The sequence below is a fragment of the Pseudomonas pohangensis genome, from assembly GCF_900105995.1.
GTDB lineage: Bacteria > Pseudomonadota > Gammaproteobacteria > Pseudomonadales > Pseudomonadaceae > Aquipseudomonas > Aquipseudomonas pohangensis.
This window is the reverse complement of the sequence record NZ_LT629785.1, coordinates 1,947,352-1,968,182: the sequence shown is the minus strand read 5'-3', so window position 1 is coordinate 1,968,182 and position 20,831 is coordinate 1,947,352. Positions and strand designations below refer to the sequence as shown.

At 54.7% G+C, this 20,831-nt stretch carries 22 protein-coding genes; 19 read left to right on the top strand and 3 right to left on the bottom strand.

The annotated features are described in order from the left end of the window. Position 1: 1 nt before the first annotated feature. A complete protein-coding gene (locus BLT89_RS09220; RefSeq protein ID WP_090194423.1) occupies positions 2–937 on the bottom strand; it encodes a LysR family transcriptional regulator in 936 nt (311 codons plus the stop codon). A gap of 119 nt (positions 938–1,056) precedes the next feature. On the opposite strand from BLT89_RS09220, the gene BLT89_RS09215 reads away from it, so the two are divergent. From BLT89_RS09215 to BLT89_RS09200, 4 genes are all read left to right on the top strand, one after another. Beyond that, positions 1,057–1,656: an FMN-dependent NADH-azoreductase gene (locus BLT89_RS09215; RefSeq protein ID WP_090194421.1), complete on the top strand. Its 600-nt coding sequence runs from the start codon at positions 1,057–1,059 to the stop codon at positions 1,654–1,656. Positions 1,657–1,832: 176 nt separating this feature from the next. After that, entirely contained in the window at positions 1,833–2,729 is an 897-nt protein-coding gene (gene rarD / locus BLT89_RS09210) for an EamA family transporter RarD (protein WP_090194419.1), read from the top strand. A 14-nt stretch (positions 2,730–2,743) separates the two neighbouring features. Beyond that, positions 2,744–3,289 carry a DUF924 family protein gene (locus tag BLT89_RS09205; protein WP_090194417.1) on the top strand — a complete coding sequence of 182 codons (546 nt, stop codon included), beginning with the start codon at positions 2,744–2,746 and terminating at the stop codon, positions 3,287–3,289. A 21-nt stretch (positions 3,290–3,310) separates the two neighbouring features. Beyond that, entirely contained in the window at positions 3,311–3,961 is a 651-nt protein-coding gene (locus BLT89_RS09200; RefSeq protein WP_090194415.1) for a cupin domain-containing protein, read from the top strand. 48 nt (positions 3,962–4,009) lie between these two features. Here BLT89_RS09200 and BLT89_RS17920 read toward each other — a convergent pair whose 3' ends face one another. Together BLT89_RS17920 and BLT89_RS09190 are read right to left on the bottom strand one after the other, a co-directional pair. Continuing rightward, positions 4,010–4,600, bottom strand: a complete 591-nt coding sequence (locus BLT89_RS17920; protein ID WP_090194414.1) for an anti-virulence regulator CigR family protein — start codon at positions 4,598–4,600, stop codon at positions 4,010–4,012. Positions 4,601–4,666: 66 nt separating this feature from the next. Further along, a complete protein-coding gene (locus BLT89_RS09190; RefSeq protein WP_090194412.1) occupies positions 4,667–6,391 on the bottom strand; it encodes a GspE/PulE family protein in 1,725 nt (574 codons plus the stop codon). Between the two features lie 189 nt (positions 6,392–6,580). Between BLT89_RS09190 and BLT89_RS09185 the strand changes: the two genes are divergently transcribed. From BLT89_RS09185 to BLT89_RS09115, 15 genes are all read left to right on the top strand, one after another. Beyond that, positions 6,581–7,906: a DEAD/DEAH box helicase gene (locus BLT89_RS09185; RefSeq protein WP_090194410.1), complete on the top strand. Its 1,326-nt coding sequence runs from the start codon at positions 6,581–6,583 to the stop codon at positions 7,904–7,906. A gap of 45 nt (positions 7,907–7,951) precedes the next feature. Then, positions 7,952–9,028, top strand: coding sequence for a dTDP-glucose 4,6-dehydratase (rfbB, locus tag BLT89_RS09180; RefSeq protein ID WP_090194408.1), 1,077 nt, complete (start codon positions 7,952–7,954; stop codon positions 9,026–9,028). Beyond that, positions 9,025–9,918: a dTDP-4-dehydrorhamnose reductase gene (gene rfbD, locus BLT89_RS09175; protein ID WP_090194406.1), complete on the top strand. Its 894-nt coding sequence runs from the start codon at positions 9,025–9,027 to the stop codon at positions 9,916–9,918. The genes rfbB and rfbD overlap by 4 nt, the downstream gene beginning before the upstream one ends. A 1-nt stretch (position 9,919) precedes the next feature. Beyond that, positions 9,920–10,801, top strand: coding sequence for a glucose-1-phosphate thymidylyltransferase RfbA (gene rfbA, locus BLT89_RS09170; RefSeq protein ID WP_090194404.1), 882 nt, complete (start codon positions 9,920–9,922; stop codon positions 10,799–10,801). Beyond that, positions 10,798–11,361 (top strand): dTDP-4-dehydrorhamnose 3,5-epimerase, encoded by a 564-nt coding sequence (gene rfbC, locus BLT89_RS09165; RefSeq protein ID WP_090194402.1) that lies wholly within the window; start codon positions 10,798–10,800, stop codon positions 11,359–11,361. The genes rfbA and rfbC overlap by 4 nt, the downstream gene beginning before the upstream one ends. Next, positions 11,361–11,768, top strand: coding sequence for a sugar 3,4-ketoisomerase (locus BLT89_RS09160; protein ID WP_090194400.1), 408 nt, complete (start codon positions 11,361–11,363; stop codon positions 11,766–11,768). The genes rfbC and BLT89_RS09160 overlap by 1 nt, the downstream gene beginning before the upstream one ends. 23 nt (positions 11,769–11,791) lie before the next feature. After that, on the top strand, positions 11,792–12,289 hold the full coding sequence (locus BLT89_RS09155) for a GNAT family N-acetyltransferase (protein ID WP_231974996.1): 498 nt from the start codon (positions 11,792–11,794) through the stop codon (positions 12,287–12,289). After that, on the top strand, positions 12,286–13,389 hold the full coding sequence (locus tag BLT89_RS09150) for a DegT/DnrJ/EryC1/StrS family aminotransferase (RefSeq protein ID WP_090194397.1): 1,104 nt from the start codon (positions 12,286–12,288) through the stop codon (positions 13,387–13,389). Before BLT89_RS09155 ends, BLT89_RS09150 begins: the two co-directional genes overlap by 4 nt. 160 nt (positions 13,390–13,549) lie before the next feature. Continuing rightward, positions 13,550–13,957, top strand: coding sequence for a hypothetical protein (locus BLT89_RS09145; RefSeq protein ID WP_090194395.1), 408 nt, complete (start codon positions 13,550–13,552; stop codon positions 13,955–13,957). Between the two features lie 72 nt (positions 13,958–14,029). After that, complete coding sequence (locus tag BLT89_RS09140; RefSeq protein WP_090194393.1) at positions 14,030–14,986, top strand: glycosyltransferase; 957 nt, start codon at positions 14,030–14,032, stop codon at positions 14,984–14,986. A 66-nt stretch (positions 14,987–15,052) separates the two neighbouring features. Next, positions 15,053–16,006 (top strand): glycosyltransferase family 2 protein, encoded by a 954-nt coding sequence (locus BLT89_RS09135; protein ID WP_090194391.1) that lies wholly within the window; start codon positions 15,053–15,055, stop codon positions 16,004–16,006. A 12-nt stretch (positions 16,007–16,018) separates the two neighbouring features. Then, positions 16,019–16,768: a glycosyltransferase family 2 protein gene (locus tag BLT89_RS09130; protein WP_197673494.1), complete on the top strand. Its 750-nt coding sequence runs from the start codon at positions 16,019–16,021 to the stop codon at positions 16,766–16,768. Further along, on the top strand, positions 16,769–17,740 hold the full coding sequence (locus tag BLT89_RS09125) for a UDP-glucose 4-epimerase family protein (RefSeq protein ID WP_197673493.1): 972 nt from the start codon (positions 16,769–16,771) through the stop codon (positions 17,738–17,740). Further along, complete coding sequence (locus tag BLT89_RS09120; RefSeq protein ID WP_090194386.1) at positions 17,737–18,774, top strand: MraY family glycosyltransferase; 1,038 nt, start codon at positions 17,737–17,739, stop codon at positions 18,772–18,774. The genes BLT89_RS09125 and BLT89_RS09120 overlap by 4 nt, the downstream gene beginning before the upstream one ends. After that, the gene (locus BLT89_RS09115) at positions 18,771–20,756 is read left to right on the top strand and encodes a polysaccharide biosynthesis protein (RefSeq protein ID WP_231974995.1); all 1,986 of its coding nucleotides are present in this window, start codon (positions 18,771–18,773) and stop codon (positions 20,754–20,756) included. Before BLT89_RS09120 ends, BLT89_RS09115 begins: the two co-directional genes overlap by 4 nt. Positions 20,757–20,831: the final 75 nt, after the last annotated feature.

Below are 20,831 nucleotides of genomic sequence, written 5' to 3'. Positions count from 1 at the left end.
TTCAGGATTCTCCGCAGGTTGGGGCCGGCGCAGCGAAAGCTGCATCAAGCACGATTGCATCATAGGTCTTGATCAGCTCGATGAGTATCTGGCTGGCCGGGCCAAGGGCTTTATCCTTGCTGGTATACAGCATGAAGCGCGGTCTGCGCTGGCCGCCGACGATTAACGGCAGGGGTTTGAGCAGGCCCTGACCGAGTTCCTTTTCGATCAGGTGGCTGGGCAGCCAGGCGAAGCCCAGGCCGCTGCTGACAAAGTTCGCTGCGGTGGACAGGCTGCCGACAGTCCAGCGCTGTTCCGCGCCGAGCCAGCCAACATCGCGCGGTTGCAGGCGACCGGAGTCACGGATGACTACCTGCAGCTGGCTTTGCAGGTCCTCATAACTCAAGGCCCGTTGCAGCTGGTGCAGCGCATGTTGCGGATGCGCCACGGCAATGAACTCCACCTCGCCGAGCTCGGTGCCAAGATAGCCTTGCAGGTTCAGGCTGGTGATCGCCAGATCGGCATCGCCGCTCAGCAGTACTTCCTCAACGCCAGATAGCACCTCCTCACGCAAGCGCACCCGGCAACCACGACTTTGCGGAATAAAGGCGCTCAGGGCGCGGATCAGACGGGTGTTCGGGTACGCCGCATCGACCACCAGGCGCACTTCGGCCTCCCAGCCCTGATCCAGATGCTGGGCCAGATCTTCCAGCTGGCTGGCCTGATTGACCAGCTGCCGTGACCGCCGCAGCAAAACACTGCCGGCCTCGGTGAGCACGGCCTTGCGCCCGTCGATGCGCAACAGTTGCATACCCAGCTGCTCCTGCAGCCGTGCTACCGCATAACTGACGGAGGATTGCGAACGGTGCAGGGTCTCGGCCGCCTGGGCATAGCCGCCCTGATCGACAACCGCCTGCAGCGTGCGCCATTGGTCAAGGGTTACGCGTGGGGCTTTCATGAGCTCCTCTTTCAAATCGGTTTATTCGATTGTTAGGTGCTGAAATTTGCGCTTTTTTATCGATTTGTCAATCAATAACCTGTAGCTCTCTCAACCACAACAGTAGATGGAGCAACGCCATGTCACGCATTCTGGTTATCGAAAGCAGCGCCCGCCAACAGGGTTCCGTTTCCCGTCAACTCACCGAACAGTTCATTGCACAATGGCGCCACGCCCATCCAGCGGATGAAGTGCAGGTGCGCGACCTGGCCAGTGAGCCGGTACCGCATCTGGATGCCGATCTGCTCGGTGGCTGGATGAAACCCGCTGCGGAGCAGACCCCGGCAGAGCAGCAGGCGTTGCAGCGCTCCGATCTGCTGACCGAAGAGCTTTTGGCTGCCGATGTGCTGGTGCTGGCCGCGCCAATGTACAACTTCGCCATCCCCAGTACCCTGAAAGCCTGGCTCGATCACGTGCTGCGTGCCGGCAAAACCTTCAAATACAGCGAAACCGGCCCACAGGGCCTGCTGACCGGCAAGCGCGCTTTTGTGCTGACCGCGCGCGGTGGCATCTATGCCGGCGGCTCGCTGGATCATCAGGAACCTTACCTGCGTCAGGCGCTGGGGTTTATCGGCATCCATCAGGTGGACTTCGTGCATGCCGAGGGGCTGAATCTCGGTGCTGATTCGATGGAGAAGGGCCTGGGCAAGGCGCGGGAGCAGCTGGCCCGGGTTGCCTGAGGAAATTGCGGGTTGCCAGCCTGGAACATCCACCCGGGTAACCCGCCCGACCCGATTCGCTGGTGCTGTATTCCGGCAGCGAGCTTTCGCTCATCTGGCCCGGATGTGCTGTTAAGCTGAACGACCCCGTAAGCCGGATGACCATACGCCGTGAAGCAACCCGAGGATTTTCAGCAATGAACCTGTCTGGGCGCGGGATTTTCCTGTCGGTCATCGCTTCTGCGCTGTTCGCGGTGTTTCCCGGCTATGTGCTGCTGCTGGCACCTCTGGATGGCATGCAGATTTTTGCCCAGCGTGTGGTCTGGTCGATCCCGGCCGTGCTGTTGCTGGTGGTGCTCTCCGGACAAAGCGCGGTGCTGCTCAAGAGTCTGCAGCGACTCCGGCGTGAACCGTTGCTGGCCCTGGCGTTACCGGTTGCGGCGGCGCTGGTGGGCGTGCAGTGGGCCTTGTTCATGTGGGCGCCGTTGAGTGGCAAGGTGCTGGATATGTCACTGGGCTACTTTCTGCTGCCGCTGGTCATGGTGCTGACCGGGCGGCTGTTTTATGGCGAACGGTTGCGCCCGTTGCAGGCACTGGCGGTAGCCTGCGCGCTGCTGGGCGTGGCCCATGAGTTGTGGTTGACCCGGGCGTTTTCCTGGGTGACGCTGGTACCGGCGCTGGGTTATCCGCCGTACTTCATGCTGCGGCGCTGGATGCAGATGAATGCCTTCTCCGGCTTCACCTTCGAGGTGCTGCTGATGCTGCCGCTGGCGATCTGGCTGATTGCCAGCTTCGGTCTGGCAGACGTGTATACCCGGGCGCCACAACTGTGGTGGTTATTGCCCGGGCTCGGGGTGCTGAGCGCCCTGGCGTTCGGCGCCTATATGGCGGCCAGCCGGCTGTTGCCCATGGGCCTGTTTGGCATTCTCAGCTATCTGGAGCCGATGTTGCTGTTTGCCGTGGCGGTGCTGTTTCTCGGTGAAAGGTTCGATCTGGCACAGTTGTGGACTTACCTGCCGATCTGGCTGGCGGTAATTCTGATCGGTATCGACAGTGGCCGCATGCTGCACAAGCAATCACGACGGCTGCTCTGAAGGCGCAGAAGGTTATGGCTGACAGTTGCGAGGAAATACTGCGGTTCTGGTTTGCAGAGACACCCGCCGCCCGGCGCTGGAAGAAGGATGCCGCTTTTGATGCGCTGATTACCCGGCGCTTCGCGGCGCTGCATGAACGTGCAACGCGCTGCGAGCTGTTTGCCTGGCGGATTTCTGCGCGCGGGCGACTGGCTGAAATCCTGCTGCTCGACCAGTTTTCCCGCAATATGTTTCGCGACTCTGCACAGGCCTTTGCCCATGATGCGCTGGCGTTGGCGCTGGCCCAGGAAGCGGTGGCGCTGGGTGCGGACCAACAGCTGGATGCCGAACAGCGCAGCTTTTTGTACATGCCCTACATGCACAGCGAGTCGTTGCTGATTCATCAACAGGCAGTCGAGTTGTTCCGGCGCAACGGCTTCTCGAACAATCTCGAGTTTGAAATGAAACACAAAGCCATCCTCGAACGCTTCGGCCGTTACCCGCATCGCAATGCCGTGCTGGGGCGGGAATCAACCGCTGAAGAACGGCTGTTCCTGCAGCAGCCGGGTTCGTCGTTCTAGCTGCGGGTTACGGAGGCAATCATGCAAATCAATGCCGATCTGCACCAGCGGGTAGTCATCGACAGCCACAGCGTGGCCTGGCAGCCTTCGCCGCTGCCCGGCGTGGAGCGCCGGCCGCTGGAGCGCATGGCGGCGGAGAGTGGCCGTGCCACCTCCATCGTGCGCTATGCCGCAGGCTCGTCGTTCAAGGCCCATGAGCATCCGCTGGGCGAGGAGATTTTCGTGCTGCAGGGCACCTTTGCTGATGAGCACGGTGTTTATCCGGCAGGCACCTGGCTGAAAAATCCGCCGGGCAGCCGGCATGCACCGTCCAGTCCGGACGGTTGCCTGCTGTTCGTCAAGCTGTGCCATATGACTGACGCGGATACCAATAGCGAATGCATCGACACGCTGCAGGGGCAATGGTTGCCGGGGCAGGTTGAAGGGCTGTCGGTGTTACCGCTGGACAGTGTCGGCAGCACCCACACCTCGCTGGTGCGCTGGGCGCCGGGCACGCACTTCGCGCCGCACCGGCACATGGGCGGCGAGGAAATCCTCGTGCTTGAAGGGGTGTTTCAGGATGAACTCGGCGTTTACCCGGCCGGCACCTGGATCCGCAGCCCGCACGGCTCGGCGCATAAGCCATTTAGCGAAACCGGGTGTCTGATCTATGTGAAGGTCGGCCATCTTTGACGGCTACTGATGGCGGTCAGCGTTGCTGCCCGCCATCCTCAGTCCGGGCTATTCCAGTACACCCCTCATGACTTCCTGAACCACCTGATTGGTAGTGTTGACCAGCACCGCATCCGTGCCTGCGCGTTGCCACTCATAACCCGGATAGTGAGGTAGCTGACTGGCCATATCCGGATCGAACTTCTTCGCTATACCCGGAGGCATGGGCTTGCCGCGCTGCAGGTTCTTGCTGATACCCGGCGGCAGGCTCTGGAAGCCGCCATGCTTGCCCTTGTATTGCTCGAACGAGCGGTGAATATCGGAGTAGTCGCGCTGATAGTCCTGCTGGTAGTTGTGTTTCTTGTTCTTGTTCTTGTTCTTGTTCTTGCCGCCGTCATCGTCATCGTTGTTGTTTTTCTTCTTCTTGTGATTGTCACCATCCTGATGACTGTTCTTGTTTTTCTGCTGGTTCTGGTTGGTTTTTTGGTTCTGGTGTTGATTTTTATTCTGCTGTTGCTTGCCCGACTGCTTTTGCTGGGAGCTGCTCTGGTCGGAGTTGTCATAGCCGGATGAATTGTTCTTCTGTTTTGAGTCCGCTTGTGCGGCAAGGCACAGGGTCAGTGCAGTGGCGCCAATAACCAGCAAAACTGTTTTTTTCATATTGACTCTCCTGTAAATCCAGCTGGATGACAAAGGATTGAAACTTTCCAGTGGTCTGGTGCGCTTTTACTCAAGTCGCACGCGATAAACCTCGGCTAATGAGACCGTCTTTTCCCGCGCAAGTTGCAGGGCGCTTTGGGTCAGTGGGCGCATACCGTCGGCAATGGCCTGCTGTTCGATGTTTTGTGACGACACCGAAGGCTGGATCAGGGCGCGCATGGCCGGTGTGACCTCCAGCAGTTCATAGGCGGCAACCCGGCCGGAAACCCCGCTGTTGTGGCAGTGCGGACAACCGCTACCGACATAGAAGCGCTCCGTGGCAGCCAGCCCCAGGGCTGCGCGAACGTGATCCGGCACCTGTTCCTCCTGCAGGCACTCGGGACAGTTGCGCCGCACCAGCCGCTGCGCCAGTACGCCGAGCAGGCTGGCGTTGAGCAGGTAGGGGGCGATGCCGATTTCCAGCAGGCGGGTCACGGTGGTGGCCGCGCTGTTGGTGTGCAGGGTCGAGAGCACCAGGTGGCCGGTGAGGGCGCTTTCGGTGGCCATCATGGCGGTTTCCTGATCGCGTATTTCACCGACCATGATCACGTCCGGGTCGTGGCGCAGGATATGGCGCAAGGCGCGGGCGAAGGTATAGCCGATCTGCGGCTTCACCTGGATCTGGCGAATGCCTTCAATCTGGTACTCCACCGGGTCTTCCACGGTGATGATGTTCACCCCCGTGGCCTTGATGGCGTTCAGCGCGGCGTAGAGCGTGGTGCTTTTGCCCGAGCCGGTGGGGCCGGTGACCAGAATGATGCCCTGGTTGTGGCTGATCAGGTTGCGAAAGCGCGTCACGTCTTCGGCATTGAAGCCGATCTGGTCGAGGCCCTTGAGGCTCTGGCCGGTATCCAGGACCCGGATCACCACGCTTTCGCCATGCACGGTGGGCATGATCGACAGGCGCAGGTCGATGTTGCGTTCGGCGCCACGCACCATGTGCCGGCCATCCTGGGGCAAGCGGTGCTCGGCGATATTCATGCCGCCGATGATCTTGATCCGACTGACAATCGCCGGCAGGTGGCTGCGTTTGATGCGGCGGATTTCCTGCAGGCGGCCATCGACCCGCAGCAGAACGCCCACCTCATGCTCGCCGGGGCGCAGGTGAATGTCCGAGGCGCGGCGGCTGATGGCTTCGTCGAGCAGGCTGTCGACAAAGCGCACGGTCGGCTTGTCTTCGGCCAGCACCTTCATCTGGTGCACGCTCAGCAGCACATCGCCGGTTTCGTTTTCCGGCAGGTCTTCCACCGTGGCACTGGCAAATACCCGGTTGATCGCCTGTTCGACTTCGCTCCTGCCGGCTTGCAGGGTTTCGATGGTTTTGCCGCTGGCAAAACCCAGCAGGTGCTGCAGGTCCTGGTTGGTCGGGTCGGGGGTGGCGACAACCAGACGCTCGCCATCCATCAGCAGAGGCACCACCTGATAGTGCCTGGCCAGACTTTCGGGCAGGCTGCGACTGCACTCGGTATCCAGTTCGAATTGTTCAAGATTGACATGCGGAATGCCCAGTTGCTCGGCCAGGGTCTGGCTCAGGCGCTCCTGGGTGAGCATGCCAAGGTCGATGAGAATCTGCCCGAGGCGTCCCTTGTCCGGGTGCTGGTGCTGATAGGTCAGGGCCTGCTGCAATTGTTCGAAATTGAGTGCACCGCTTTCCAGCAACAGCATGCCGAGGCTGTGATTGCAGTCACTCAGCGGTCGATGATGTTTCAGGAAATTCAGTAGTTCGCGGCGATTGCTGATCACGGATGTCATGAACTGTCCTCGGTGGCCTATACCCCGATTATGCAAGGGGACATGGGGCGCACCCCTGTCATGGATCAATTACTGCTGCCAGCAGGCACTGACGGCATTTTTCTCGGCAAATGCCGAAGAATCTCGGCAGGTACAGCCGTCAACCGGTAACCTATGCAGCTGTCTGGCTTAATTTTCCGAGGTAGTCCCGTGTTTTCCCAATTTGCCCTGCACGAACGTCTGCTCAAGGCGGTGGCCGAGCTGAATTTTACCGAGCCGACGCCCGTTCAGTTGGCGGCTATCCCGCCGGCCGTAGAAGGCCGGGACCTGCGGGTTACCGCGCAGACCGGCAGTGGCAAGACCGCAGCCTTTGTGCTGCCAATGCTCAATCGCTTGATGGGTCGGGCCCAGCCGCGGGTGCGCATCCGCGTACTGATCCTGTTGCCGACCCGCGAACTGGCACAGCAGACCCTGCGCGAGGTGGAGCGGTTTTCCCAGTTCACCTTCATCAAGTCCGGGCTGATTACCGGTGGTGAAGACTTCAAGGTGCAGGGCGCCATGCTGCGCAAGGTGCCGGATGTGCTGATCGGCACACCGGGACGGCTGATCGAACATCTCAACGCAGGTACTCTGGACCTCAAACAGGTCGAGATGCTGATCCTCGATGAAGCCGATCGCATGCTCGACATGGGCTTTGCCGAGGATCTCGAGCGCCTCACCAGCGAGTGCGTCAATCGCCAGCAAACCCTGCTGTTCTCCGCGACCAGTGGCGGCAATGGTTTGCGCGACATAGTGGGCAAGGTGTTGCGCGATCCATTGCACCTCAAGCTGAACCTGGTCGGCGAGCTCAACGAAGGCACCCGCCAGCAAATCATTACCGCCGACGACATGGCGCACAAGGAGCGGCTGGTGCAATGGCTGCTGGCCAACGAGACCTATCAGAAGGCGATTATTTTCACCAACACCCGGGTGCAGGCCGACCGTCTGTATGGCCGGCTGGTCGCCGCTGAGGTGAAAGCCTTCGTGCTGCACGGCGACAAGGATCAGAAAGACCGCAAGCTGGCGATCGATCGGCTGCGTCAGGGCGGCACCAGGGTGCTGGTGGCCACCGATGTGGCCGCACGCGGTCTGGATGTGGACGGGCTGGACCTGGTGATCAACTTCGATATGCCGCGCTCCGGTGATGAGTATGTACACCGCATTGGCCGCACCGGGCGTGCCGGCGGGGAAGGGCTGGCCATTTCGCTGATCTGTCACAACGACTGGAACCTGATGTCGAGTATCGAGCGCTATCTGAAGCAACGCTTCGAACGGCGAGTGATCAAGGACCTCAAGGGCAGCTATCAGGGGCCGAAAAATTTGAAGGCCTCCGGCAAGGCAGTCGGGGTAAAGAAGAAAAAGACCGCTGCGAAGAAAAACGCGACCCAGAAGCCGAAGCCTTCGGCCAAAAGTCCGTCCAAACGCAAGCAACCATCCGGACTGATCAGTCAGGACGGCCTGGCACCGCTCAAACGCAAGCTGCCTGCAGTAGAGTGATTGCCTTAAGATAGCCATAAAATTCAGTGTAATCAGGATCCTGGGATGAAAATTCTTGTCACTGGCGGCGCCGGCTTTATCGGCTCTGCAGTTATTCGGCACATCATCGGCAATACCGCTGACAGCGTGGTGAATCTGGACAAACTGACCTATGCCGGCAATCTGGAGTCGCTGGCAGAGGTCAGCGGCAGTCAGCGCTACGCCTTCGAACAGGTGGATATCTGCAATCGTGCCGAACTGGACCGGGTGTTTGCCGAGCATCAGCCGGATCGGGTCATGCATCTGGCGGCCGAGTCCCATGTCGATCGCTCCATCGATGGCCCGGCGGCTTTCATCGAAACCAACATCGTCGGCACCTACATGCTGCTGGAAGCGGCGCGCCAGTACTGGCTGGCTCTGGACGGAACGCGCAAGGCAGCCTTCCGTTTCCACCATATTTCCACCGACGAGGTATATGGCGACCTGGAAGGGCCGCAGGACCTGTTCCTCGAAACCACACCCTATGCACCCAGTTCGCCCTATTCGGCGAGCAAGGCCAGTTCCGATCACCTGGTGCGGGCCTGGTTGCGTACCTATGGCCTGCCGACCCTGGTGACCAATTGCTCGAACAACTACGGCCCCTGTCATTTCCCGGAAAAACTGATTCCGCTGGTGATCCTCAATGCGCTGGATGGCAAGCCATTGCCCATCTACGGCAAGGGTAATCAGGTGCGCGACTGGCTGTACGTCGAGGACCATGCCCGCGCGCTGTACAAGGTGGTCACCGAGGGCGAAGTAGGCGAGACCTACAACATCGGCGGACATAACGAGAAGCAGAACATCGAGGTGGTGCATACCCTGTGCGACCTGCTCGATGAGTTGCGGCCCCGCGCCGACGGCCAGTCCTACCGGACGCAAATCACCCATGTGCAGGATCGCCCCGGGCATGACCTGCGCTACGCCATCGATGCCTCGAAAATCCAGCGCGAACTGGGCTGGGTGCCGCTGGAGACCTTCGAATCCGGCATTCGCAAGACCGTCGAGTGGTACCTGCACAATACAGAGTGGGTAGCGCATGTAAAAAGCGGTGCCTACCAGCAATGGCTGGAGACCAACTACGCCGGGCGCAGTGTGAAACCATGAAGATTCTGCTGCTGGGCAAGAACGGCCAGGTCGGCTGGGAGTTGCAACGGGCGCTGGCACCCTTGGGTGAGCTGGTCGCACTGGATCGCCAGGGCGAAAATGGTCTTTGCGGTGATCTGACCGACCTTGAAGGTTTGCGCAAAACCATCCGCAGCCTGCAGCCGGATGTACTGGTCAATGCAGCGGCCTATACGGCCGTAGACAAGGCCGAAAGCGAACCGCAGCTGGCCGGCCTGATCAATGCGCAGGCTCCGCAAGTCATGGCCGGGGAGATGCACAAGCTTGAAGGCTGGCTGGTGCATTACTCGACCGACTATGTGTTTGACGGCAGTGGCGAACTGCCCTGGACTGAAACCGCGCATCCGGCGCCACTCAACTGCTATGGCTTGAGCAAGTTACTGGGCGAGCAGGCTATTCAGGCTTCAGGCTGCCGTCACCTGATTTTGCGTACCAGCTGGGTATATGCCGCGCGTGGCGGCAATTTCGCCAGAACCATGTTGAGGTTGGCGGCCGAGCGCGAGCAGCTCAAGGTGATTGCCGATCAGCTGGGCGCGCCTACCGGTGCAGAGCTGATCGCGGATGTCACTGCCCACGCGCTGCGCTGCGCCTTGTCAAAGCCAGACCTGAGCGGTGTGTACCACCTCGCAGCGGCGGGTGAGGTTTCATGGCATGGTTATGCGAGCTATGTGATCGAACAGGCCCGGGCTGCCGGCAAACAGTTGGCGGTGCAGCAGATAAACGCGATTCCCGGCAGCGAGTACCCGACACCGGCCCGTCGCCCGCACAACTCGCGACTGGACTGCAGCAAGTTGCGTGATACTTTTGGTCTGACTCTGCCGGAATGGCAATCAGGCGTATCGCGCATGCTCAACGAAATTCAAGGACACTGATATGCAGCGCAAAGGCATCATCCTCGCCGGCGGCTCCGGCACCCGGCTTCACCCGATCACCCTTGGCGTATCCAAGCAACTGCTGCCGATTTACGACAAGCCGATGATCTACTACCCGCTGTCAGTGCTGATGCTGGCGGGCATTCGCGACGTGCTGATCATCTCGACACCGGAAGATCTGCCGAATTTCCGCAAACTGCTGGGTGATGGCAGCCAGTTCGGCATCCGCCTCAGTTACGCCGAGCAACCTTCACCCGATGGTCTGGCCCAGGCCTTCATCATCGGCGAGGAATTTATTGGCGATGACAATTGCTGCCTGATCCTTGGCGACAATATTTTCTATGGCCATCATTTCTCCGAGAATCTGAAAGCCGCCAATCAGCGGGAGCAGGGTGCCACGGTATTCGGCTATCACGTTTCCGACCCCGAGCGCTTCGGGGTGGTCGAGTTTGATAACAACGGCCGCGCCATCAGCATCGAAGAAAAGCCACTGAAACCAAAGTCCAGCTACGCCGTGACAGGGCTGTATTTCTACGACAATCGGGTGGTCGAGATTGCCAAGTCGATCAAGCCCTCCGAGCGCGGCGAGCTGGAAATCACCGATGTGAACCGTGTTTACCTTGAAAGCCAGTCACTCAGCGTGGAAATGCTTGGCCGCGGTTTTGCCTGGCTGGACACCGGCACCCATGAGTCCCTGCTGGAGGCCAGCCACTTCGTGCACACCATCGAGAAGCGCCAGGGCTTCAAGGTCGCCTGTCTGGAAGAAATTGCCTTTCACAATGGCTGGCTCAGTGCAGCGCAGGTCAAGGAACAGGCACGAGGACTGAAGAAAACCGGATATGGTCAGTATCTGCTGGGACTACTCAAGGAGTCAGGTCAATGAAGCTGATTCAGACCGATATACCCGATGTCGTGCTAATCGAGCCTCAGGTTTTTGCAGACGAGCGTGGCTGGTTCATGGAAAGCTTCAATGAACAACGATTTCATACTGAACTGGCAAGGTTGGGATTACCAATTCCGCGCCCTTTTGTGCAGGACAACCATTCCTGCTCAAAAAAGGGTGTACTCCGAGGGTTGCACTATCAGTTGCCGCCACATGCCCAAGGCAAGCTGGTGCGTGTCACACAAGGCGCAGCTTTTGATGTGGCGGTGGATATACGACAGGGCTCGGCAACCTTTGGTAGGTATGTAGGCGTTGAGCTAAGTGCAGAAAACCACAGGATGCTGTGGATTCCTGATGGCTTTGCCCACGGCTTTGTTGCTCTGGAAGACGACACCCACTTTCTTTACAAAACCACCGATTACTACGCTAGAGAGTGTGAGGCGGCAATTCGCTGGGATGATGCAGATCTTGCAATTCAGTGGCCGCAAGGGTTGACATTTATTATTAATCAGAAAGACCTGGAAGCGGCACACTTGCGTCAATTGAAGACGAGCAAATAATGAGCTTGATCAAGTGGGTTGATTTTCAAACACTAGGCGACCACCGGGGAAGTCTCGTGGCACTTGAAATTGGTATGGAAAAGGCGGTGCCCTTCGATATCAAACGTGTCTATTACATCTATCACACAGCAGAAGGTGTCAGCCGGGGCTTTCATGCCCATCACAACCTGCGACAGGTTGCCATTTGTGTGGCTGGCAAGTGCCGTATGGTGCTGGATGATGGCGTTAAACGTGAAGAGACCTGGATGAGTTCGCCTACCAGAGGCTTGCTGATCGAGACTATGGTCTGGCGTGAAATGCACGACTTCAGTGATGACTGCGTGCTGCTGGTATTGGCCAGCGAGCACTATGACGAAGCGGATTACATCCGCAGTTATTCAGAGTTCCTCGAGGGGATTCGCGCTTGATTTTACAATCTAGAACAGTCCGATTGAGATTGATCGAACCATCCGATGCAGAGTTTGTATTAAGTTTGAGAATGGATGCGCGATATAATCAGTTCCTTTCTGCTGTTGCCCCAGATGTTGCCGCTCAGCGCGAATGGATAGACAGATACAAGAGGGCAGAGGCAGACGGGTCACAGTTTTATTTCATCATCGAAAGAAATGACGGCGCTCCTTGCGGCACTATTCGAGTGTATGACTTGAGAGATGATTCGTTCTGTTGGGGCAGTTGGATTCTCAACGACAGCAAGACTAGGTTTTCTGCGCTCGAGAGTGCTTTTCTGATCTATGAGTTTGGATTCAATGTCCTCAAATTTTCAAAGTCGCATTTTGAAGTGATGAAGGGGAATGAACGGGTTATCAGCTTTCATAAAAAAATGGGAGCAAAGGTAACAGGCGAGGATGAACAAAATCTCTATTTTGAGATTACTCAAGAGAGTGTTGAGGTTTGTAAAAATGAGTTGGCGAGCAAGGTGTTGCAATGATCTCCTTCCTCAATCTCAAAGCCATCAATGCAGTCAATCGTGACGAACTGATCGAAGCCTGCACCCGCGTGATCGACTCCGGCTGGTATATCACCGGCAACGAACTGGCCTGCTTCGAAAATGACTTCGCCAGATACTGCGGTACCAGTCATTGCATCGGTGTGGCCAATGGACTGGATGCCCTGACGCTTACCCTGCGCGCCTGGAAAGAGCTGGGCAGGCTCAAGGAGGGCGATGAAGTCATCGTCCCCGCCAATACCTATATCGCCAGCATCCTTGCCATCACCGAGAACCGTCTGATACCGGTACTGGTTGAGCCCGATGAGGCCAGCTACAACCTGTGCCCTCTCAAGGCAGAAGCTGCAATCACGCCAAAAACCCGCGTCATTCTGGCTGTGCATCTTTACGGTCAGCTGGCCGACATGCCAGCCTTGCTGGAGGTTGCCGAACGTCACAACCTGCTGGTACTGGAAGACGCAGCACAAGCCCACGGTGCCAGCCTGGATGGCCGTAAGGCCGGTAACTGGGGCGATGCCGCAGGCTTCAGCTTCTACCCCGGCAAGAACCTTGGTGCCCTGGGTGATGCGGGTGCCATCACCACCAGCGACGACGACCTTGCGCAAACCTTGCGTGCCCTGCGCAACTACGGCTCCCACGAGAAGTACCAGAACCTCTATCAGGGAGTGAACAGCCGTCTCGATGAAATTCAGGCAGCCATGCTTGGTGTCAAACTCAAATATCTGGATAAACAAACCGCGCAGCGCCGGCAGATTGCCAACCTCTACCTTGAAGGCATTAGCAACTCCGCCATCCAGCTGCCCTGTTGCCCCAACCCGGAACAACACGTCTGGCACCTGTTTGTCGTCCGCAGTCAGCAGCGCGATGCCTTGCAGCAGCACCTGACCGAAGCGGGAGTACAGACACTCATCCACTACCCGATACCGCCCCATCTGCAGCAGGCTTACGCGCAATGGAATGGCAGAAATTATCCGTTGACCGAGGCCATGCACCAGCAAGTGCTCAGCCTGCCGATGGGGCCGACCATGAGTGCCGATGATGCCCAAGCTGTTGTTCGGGCATGTAATCAATGGGCAGGTTGATGCATATCCAGCCAGTACCAGCTCAGTCAAGTGCACACTTCGTAGGAGCGTGCTTGCTCGCGAAGTTGTGGCGTAGTCTGTATCGCGAGCAAGCTCGCTCCTACAGATGCAGCGTGCTCACGTTTAACTCGTCCCGGCTCAGCATTTGCAGGCACTACCGGTGACCGAGAAATCCTCCGATCGTCAAATTCTGTGTAACTCCTCGAAAATCGGAGGAGCAACGGCCATTAATATTCTGATTGGCTTGCTTAGGATAAAGGTGGTTGCCGTTCTGCTCGGCTCTGCTGGCATCGGTTTGTTAGGCCCCCTGCAAAACTTGTTGGCTACCGTCTCAACCAATGCCACGATCTGCTTTGGCACGATTGGCACTCAACAAATTGCCGTTGCTATCGGACGGGCAGTTCAACAGGGCATAGAGACTTCGCGGCACGCGATATTCAGGTGCCTTGCGCTGGGTTGTCTCCCTCTCTGGGACATGGCGCCGTCTATCAACTGGCTGAGTGCTGTCAAGGGTCTATTGACGGCAAGCATTTTGAGTTTGTTACAAAAAGCCGTCGGGTTAGAGTAATCGATTTTAACGGGGCATTAGACAGGGTGGCAGCAATAACTCGATATTATTTATTCAACTTAGGTGTGATGCATGAGTGATACCGAAAAGCCATTGGTAACCTTTGCTTTGTTTGCCTATAACCAAGAAGAATTCATACGTGATGCTGTTTTGGGTGCGTTTGCACAATCATATGATTCGCTAGAGATAATTTTGTCAGATGATTGCTCTTCAGATAATACATTTAATATAATGGAAGATCTTTTTTTTAGTTATTCTGGAAGACATAATATAAAATTATTAAGAAATAATGTTAATATTGGATTAATTTCTCACGTGAATAAAGTTATTGGCTGTTCAAGCGGAGAGTTGATTGTTTTGGCGGCGGGAGATGATATTTCTCTTAGTAATAGAGTTAATAGGATTGTTGAGTGTTATGTTGGTAATAAAAAGCCAATGCTTATTCACTCGAGAGCGATTGAGATTGATAGAAGTGATAAGGTGTTAATTGACAAAACAATCGATTACAGTATTTTTAAAAAAATCAATTATAAAAATATTGCCTCAAGCTATTCAGTATATCTTGGAGCGAGTGGAGCGTGCTCCAGAGAGATGTTTAATAAATATGGGATTATATCTTTTTTAGGCGCTTATGAAGATTTGATTTTTGGTTTCAGGGCTATAATAGAGGATAAGATATTTTTTATTGATGATGATTTACTTTATTATCGTGTTGGGGTTGGTATTAGTAGGGGAAGGGCTGGAACGTTAAAGGGAGAAATTTCTAATAGAAAGAGATTGGTCAAAGTTCATTTAGATGTTGTGCGTCAGAGGATTATGGACTTTGATCGCTCAGGGCTTGATCTTTATTATATTAGGGATGCTCTTGTTAAGGAGTTGATTATTAAGGAGCTAATTAATTTTTTTTATCAGCGTGAATGGCGTAAATTACTATCTGTGAACTGTGGCTTTTTTACGGTTATTAAAAATATTTTAAAAGAAATATTACTGGTTATTTCTTCTGTTGTAAATTCGCGCAGAAATTTATAGTGGTTTCAGATGTGGTGCGATTGTGTTTTTATTTTATAATTTATATTTTAGTGCGGCAGGTGTCCGGTGGCTAGTGTAACAGTGATTATTGTTAACTGGAATAGTGGGGCGTACTTGCGAGAGTGTTTGCGGTCACTAATTCAGCAGGCACGTTATCCTGATGCTGTTTTGATTGTTGATAATGCGAGCTCCGATGGGTCTGAAAATTGCGTTTCGGATTTCCCGGATTTTCGCCTTATTTGCTCAGGTGCTAATTTGGGTTTTGCTGCAGCAAATAATTTAGCGTTACGAGAGTGCACTACAGATTATGTTGCGTTGCTTAATCCAGATGCAATGGCTGAGCCTGAATGGTTGTCCGCATTGCTTCATGCAGCGGAGGCTCGTCCAGAGTGTGCCAGCTTCGGCTCTAGGCAGTTGATTGCTGAGTTTCCGAGTATGCTTGATGGCGTGGGTGATAAGTACCATATTAGCGGAGTGCCTTGGCGGGAGCGGCACGGTTGTGAGCAGCGTGAAGTGGATTTGTTGCCTCGGGAGATATTTTCACCGTGCGCGGCTGCTGCGCTATATCGACGTGATGCTATCTTGGCTGTGGACGGGTTTGATGAGGACTATTTTTGCTATATTGAGGATGTTGATTTAGGGTTCAGATTACGCTTGCTCGGATACGGATCTTATTATGTGCCGGAGGCAGTCGTTCGGCATGTTGGTTCGGCAACCAGTGGTGGCGCGCAAAGCGATTTTGTTTTGTATCATGGGCATAGAAATATGGTTTGGGCATATATAAAAAACATGCCTGGATTTTTATTTTGGATTTTTCTTCCTTTGCATATTTTAGTTAATACTATGACTATTTGTTACTTTTCTATAAAAGGTCGTAGGTCTGTAATATTGCGTGCTAAGTTTGATGCATTAAAGGGTGTATCAAGAGCTTTTAAAAAACGTCGAATTGTTCAAGGAAAGCGTAGTTGCTCGTTGATTAGTCTTTTCAATGTTTTGGATAAGGGACTTTTTAGAAAATGAGAGGTTAATCAATTGATTGCAATTTCTATTATTAGCCATGGTCATGGCTTGATGGTGAGTCGATTACTTGAATCGGTCTTGGCTTGTTCTGGCATCAGTCAGGTGATTCTGACATTGAATATTCCTGAGCGGTTAGAGTTGTCGAGTGACCCTCGTTTGCTAGTAATTCGTAATGGTCGCTCTAAAGGGTTTTCCGCTAACCATAATAGTGCGTTCAGACTGTGTACTCAGCCATTTTTTTGTCCGTTGAATCCGGATATACGTATAGGGCAATCTCCCTTTCCTCAATTGCTTTCAACTATTCGAGACACTGGTTCTGCATTGGCTGCGCCGTTGATTTTCTCGCCGAATAAAGAAATTGACGACAGTGTGCGCCATTTTCCGCGGGTGAGAATGCTGTTGCTAAAGGTGTTAACAGGAAGGGTGGAACGTTATACCTTCGATAGGCGAAATAAATTCATGTATCCCGAATGGGTGGGAGGCATGTTCATGTTATTTCGCAGTGAAGCTTTCGCGCAGCTTGGAGGTTTTGATGAGGGGTTTTTCCTCTACTACGAAGATGTTGATATATGTGTGCGGGCCTGGAAAGCCGGATTGCCTGTGGTAGTTTGCCAAACAGTAGGCGTTATACACGATGCGCGGCGGGAAAGTCATCGTAATTTAAGGCATTTTTGCTGGCACTTAACAAGCATGTTTCGATATTTCTTTAAGCATTGGTGGCGCTTACCCAAGGTTCCTTTTAGTAGTTTCGGAGAAATATAAGTGTCCTCCCTCAAAATTCTGCTTACGGGGGCTAGCGGGTTTGTAGGAGGTGCTGTCTTACGCCAATTATTGGCGCGTCCTGACATGCGGGTGTGCGTTATAGGTCGGAGTAAATTAACGGGGCTGCTTCCAGAATTAGAGCAGTTCGTCGGTCAAGAGTTATTTTCTGAAACGAACTGCTTGCGAGCGTTGAACTCAGTAAATGTGGTTATTCATTGTGCAGCTCGTGTGCATGTCATGCAGGAGCAGGCAGCTGATCCCTATAGTGAATTTCGACGGGTTAATGTTGAGGGTACTCTACAGCTCGCTCGGCAAGCTGCAGCTGCTGGAGTGCGGCGCTTTATCTTTATTAGCTCAATCAAAGTCAATGGCGAGGACACTTCGCAGGGTATACCGTTCTGTCCCAATGGGGTGATGGGGCCTCAAGATGCTTACGGGATTTCAAAATGTGAAGCCGAACAGGGTCTGCAAGCGTTGGCAGCCGAGACAGGTATGGAGGTGGTGATCATTCGACCGGTGCTTGTTTATGGCCCTGGCGTTAAAGCTAATTTCTTAAGCATGATGAGCTGGTTAAGCAGGGGCATACCTTTACCTTTTGGTGCTATTCACAATAAGCGCAGTCTGGTCGCTCTGGATAATCTGGTCGATCTGATAGTGACGTGCATTGATCATCCGGCGGCAGCCAACCAGGTGTTTCTGGTCAGTGATGGTGAAGACCTTTCCACCACGGATTTGTTGCGCAGAATGGCCAGCGCATTAGGTAAACCTGCGCGCTTGCTCCCTGTGCCGGCCTGGCTTCTGGAGTTTGGCGCGCGTCTGTTGGGCAAGCAGGACTTAGCCCAACGCTTATGCGGATCGCTGCAGGTGGATATCAGCAAAACCCGTGAGCTATTAGGTTGGACGCCGCCCGTTTCTGTGGATGAGGGGTTGCGCAAGACTGCAGAGTATTTTCTGGAGCATCGGAGCAAATGATTGCCTGGTTGCTGCTGGGAGTTGCCTTTCTTTCGAGCGTTCTGACAGGCGCTCTGCGCCGCTATGCGCTGGCTAGAAGCATTATCGATATTCCCAATGCACGCAGCTCTCACTCGGTGCCTACACCCAGAGGCGGCGGGGTTGCCATTGTGGTCAGCTTTCTTCTTGCGGTGCCGGTGCTGTACTTTCTGGGAATAATTGACTGGTCAGCCACCTTGGCACTTGTCGGGGCTGGCGGAGGCGTTGCGATACTGGGTTTTGCCGATGATCACGGTCATATTGCTGCACGTTGGCGCTTGCTGGGGCATTTCAGTGCTGCAATCTGGGCTCTCTATTGGCTCAACGGCCTCCCCGCTTTGGATATGTTTGGCTTTGTTATTGACCTGGGCTGGATCGGGAATGTGCTGGCTACGTTGTACCTGGTGTGGTTGCTTAATCTTTACAACTTCATGGACGGTATTGACGGTATTGCCAGTATTGAGGCGCTCAGTTGCTGTCTCGGAGGGGCATTCCTGCTTTGGCTGACGGGGCATTTTCAAGGGGTATGGCCTCTGGGGTTGCTTGCGTCCGCAGTGCTCGGATTTCTATTTTGGAACTTTCCACCCGCCAAGATATTTATGGGGGATGCGGGCAGTGGTTTTCTGGGCATGTTGTTGGGTGTGTTTTCGATTCAGTCGTCCGCTCTTGATCCGGCTTTTTTGTGGGTTTGGCTGATTTTGCTCGGCGTTTTTATTGTCGATGCGACTCTGACTCTGCTTCAGCGCTTATTGCGTGGCGTCAAGGTTTATGAGGCGCATCGCAGTCACGCGTATCAGCATGCGACCCAGCGCTATGGTCGTCATTTGCCGGTGACGCTGGCGGTGGCGCTAATCAATCTGTGTTGGTTGCTGCCCTTGGCCATGCTAGTTGCATTGCACCTCCTGGATGGCCTGGTAGGTGTGGCAATTGCCTATATGCCATTGGTTTTATTGGCACGTCGTTTTGGCGCGGGACTCGAGCTTAATTCGGATCTCGATACGGGGAGTAAGATTTGAGTATAAGTGCCAGAAGTCTGCGCCATTGGCTGGTTCAAAGGCCGCGTAGTTTTAAGCGTGCGTTGCAGGTCATTGTAGATATTTGCCTGGTCTGGCTGGCTGTCTGGCTGTCCTTTACGATCCGTTTGGGTGTTGATCAGTTGATAGACCCGTTCGGTGAGTATTTGTGGCTGTTCTTAGTGGCGCCATTGACGGCCATTCCATTGTTTATTCGATTTGGTTTGTACCGTGCAGTTCTGCGGTACTTTGATGGCAATGCACTGCTGACTATCTTCAATGCGGTCACTCTTTCAACACTGCTTCTTGCGGTGGCCATTTACGTGGTTCGGCCTGATGCGCTGATGCCGCGCTCGGTGGTTTTCATATATTGGTGCCTGACATTGCTGCTGGTGGGCGGCGTCCGTCTTCTCATGCGGCAATATTTCGTCGGCAGCTTGTTCAGCAGGCAAAAGCCTTTTCAACGAAATGACCAGCAGGTGAAGGTTGCCATTTACGGTGCCGGCGCCGCAGGTAACCAGTTGGTTACAGCGTTAAGAATGGGCAAAGGAATGCTGCCTGTAGCTTTTATCGATGATGACGAGGGCATCGTCAGTCGAGTGATATCCGGGCTGCAAGTCTATGAGCCTTCCCGGGTTGAGCAAATGCTAAGTGACACGGGGGCTGAAGAAGTGCTGCTGGCAATTCCTTCTGCCAGCCGCTCACGTCGAAAAGAAATTCTGGACTCATTAGGTCATTTTCCGCTGCGGGTTCGCAGTATCCCGGGCTTCATGGATCTGGCGGCGGGACGGGTCAGCGTCAGCGATCTTCAGGAAGTGGAGATTGCTGACTTGTTGGGCCGGGATGCTGTGCCTCCACAGCAGGAGCTTTTTGAGCGCTGCATCAGGGAAAAGGTAGTCATGGTTACCGGTGCGGGAGGTTCAATCGGTTCTGAGTTGTGTTGGCAGATACTGGCAACTTCACCTTCCTGTCTGATTCTTTTTGAGCACAGTGAGTTCAACCTCTACAGCATTCAAACGGAGCTGGAAAATAGAATCCGTATTGAGTCCTTGCCCATCAAACTGATATCGATTCTCGGCACAGTGCGTAACCAGCGACGTCTGCAGGACCTGATGAGCAGCTGGCAGGTGGACACTATCTACCACGCTGCAGCGTACAAGCATGTGCCCATTGTGGAGCACAATATCGCCGAGGGTGTACTGAACAACGTCCAGGGCACGCTGATGGTTGCTCAGGCTGCCGTCCGGGCTGGCGTGGCCAATTTTGTGCTGATTTCTACTGACAAGGCTGTACGTCCAACCAATGTCATGGGTTGCAGCAAGCGTCTGGCTGAAATGCTGTTGCAGGCGTTGAGTCGTGAGGCTAAGCCGCTACTGCTCGACGGGAACAGTGAGTCAACGATAAACCAGACCCGCTTTACCATGGTGCGTTTCGGCAACGTTCTGGGTTCATCCGGATCGGTGATTCCGTTATTCCGCCAGCAGATTGAACAGGGTGGACCGGTAACTGTTACCCATCCGGAGATCACCCGCTACTTCATGACCATTCCCGAGGCAGCCCAGCTGGTGATTCAGGCAGGTGCGATGGGGCAGGGTGGAGATGTGTTTGTTCTGGATATGGGCGAGCCGGTGAAGATATTTGAACTGGCCCAGAAGATGGTCAGGCTGTCGGGCTTGAGTGTCCGCTCTGAGAGTAATCAGGAAGGGGATATTGCCATTGAGTTCACCGGCTTGAGGCCTGGTGAGAAGCTCTATGAGGAGTTGCTGATTGGCGACAATGTGACTCCGACAGAACACCCGATGATCATGCGCGCCAACGAAGAGTTTGTATCCTGGCCTGAGCTTGCCGAGGCTCTGCAGATGCTTTTTGCAGCACTTGAAGCTGACGACTACGGGCATGTGCGTAAACAGCTGTGTAGCCTGGTCAACGGCTATGCTCCGGAAAGCGAAATCGTCGACTGGGTTTACCTGCAGCGCATGGCCTGACTCGAACGAGAAAAATTTATCAGGTCAATTTGACAGACGAGGAACCCAAGCTATTTTGAAGTCTGCACAGCCAAG

Coding starts and splice junctions, on each gene's coding strand:
- BLT89_RS09220 (WP_090194423.1), bottom strand. CDS start 937: ATGAAAGCCCCACGCGTAACCCTTGACCAATGGCGCACGCTGCAGGCG.
- BLT89_RS09215 (WP_090194421.1), top strand. CDS start 1,057: ATGTCACGCATTCTGGTTATCGAAAGCAGCGCCCGCCAACAGGGTTCC.
- rarD (WP_090194419.1), top strand. CDS start 1,833: ATGAACCTGTCTGGGCGCGGGATTTTCCTGTCGGTCATCGCTTCTGCG.
- BLT89_RS09205 (WP_090194417.1), top strand. CDS start 2,744: ATGGCTGACAGTTGCGAGGAAATACTGCGGTTCTGGTTTGCAGAGACA.
- BLT89_RS09200 (WP_090194415.1), top strand. CDS start 3,311: ATGCAAATCAATGCCGATCTGCACCAGCGGGTAGTCATCGACAGCCAC.
- BLT89_RS17920 (WP_090194414.1), bottom strand. CDS start 4,600: ATGAAAAAAACAGTTTTGCTGGTTATTGGCGCCACTGCACTGACCCTG.
- BLT89_RS09190 (WP_090194412.1), bottom strand. CDS start 6,391: ATGACATCCGTGATCAGCAATCGCCGCGAACTACTGAATTTCCTGAAA.
- rfbB (WP_090194408.1), top strand. CDS start 7,952: ATGAAAATTCTTGTCACTGGCGGCGCCGGCTTTATCGGCTCTGCAGTT.
- rfbD (WP_090194406.1), top strand. CDS start 9,025: ATGAAGATTCTGCTGCTGGGCAAGAACGGCCAGGTCGGCTGGGAGTTG.
- rfbA (WP_090194404.1), top strand. CDS start 9,920: ATGCAGCGCAAAGGCATCATCCTCGCCGGCGGCTCCGGCACCCGGCTT.
- rfbC (WP_090194402.1), top strand. CDS start 10,798: ATGAAGCTGATTCAGACCGATATACCCGATGTCGTGCTAATCGAGCCT.
- BLT89_RS09160 (WP_090194400.1), top strand. CDS start 11,361: ATGAGCTTGATCAAGTGGGTTGATTTTCAAACACTAGGCGACCACCGG.
- BLT89_RS09150 (WP_090194397.1), top strand. CDS start 12,286: ATGATCTCCTTCCTCAATCTCAAAGCCATCAATGCAGTCAATCGTGAC.
- BLT89_RS09140 (WP_090194393.1), top strand. CDS start 14,030: ATGAGTGATACCGAAAAGCCATTGGTAACCTTTGCTTTGTTTGCCTAT.
- BLT89_RS09120 (WP_090194386.1), top strand. CDS start 17,737: ATGATTGCCTGGTTGCTGCTGGGAGTTGCCTTTCTTTCGAGCGTTCTG.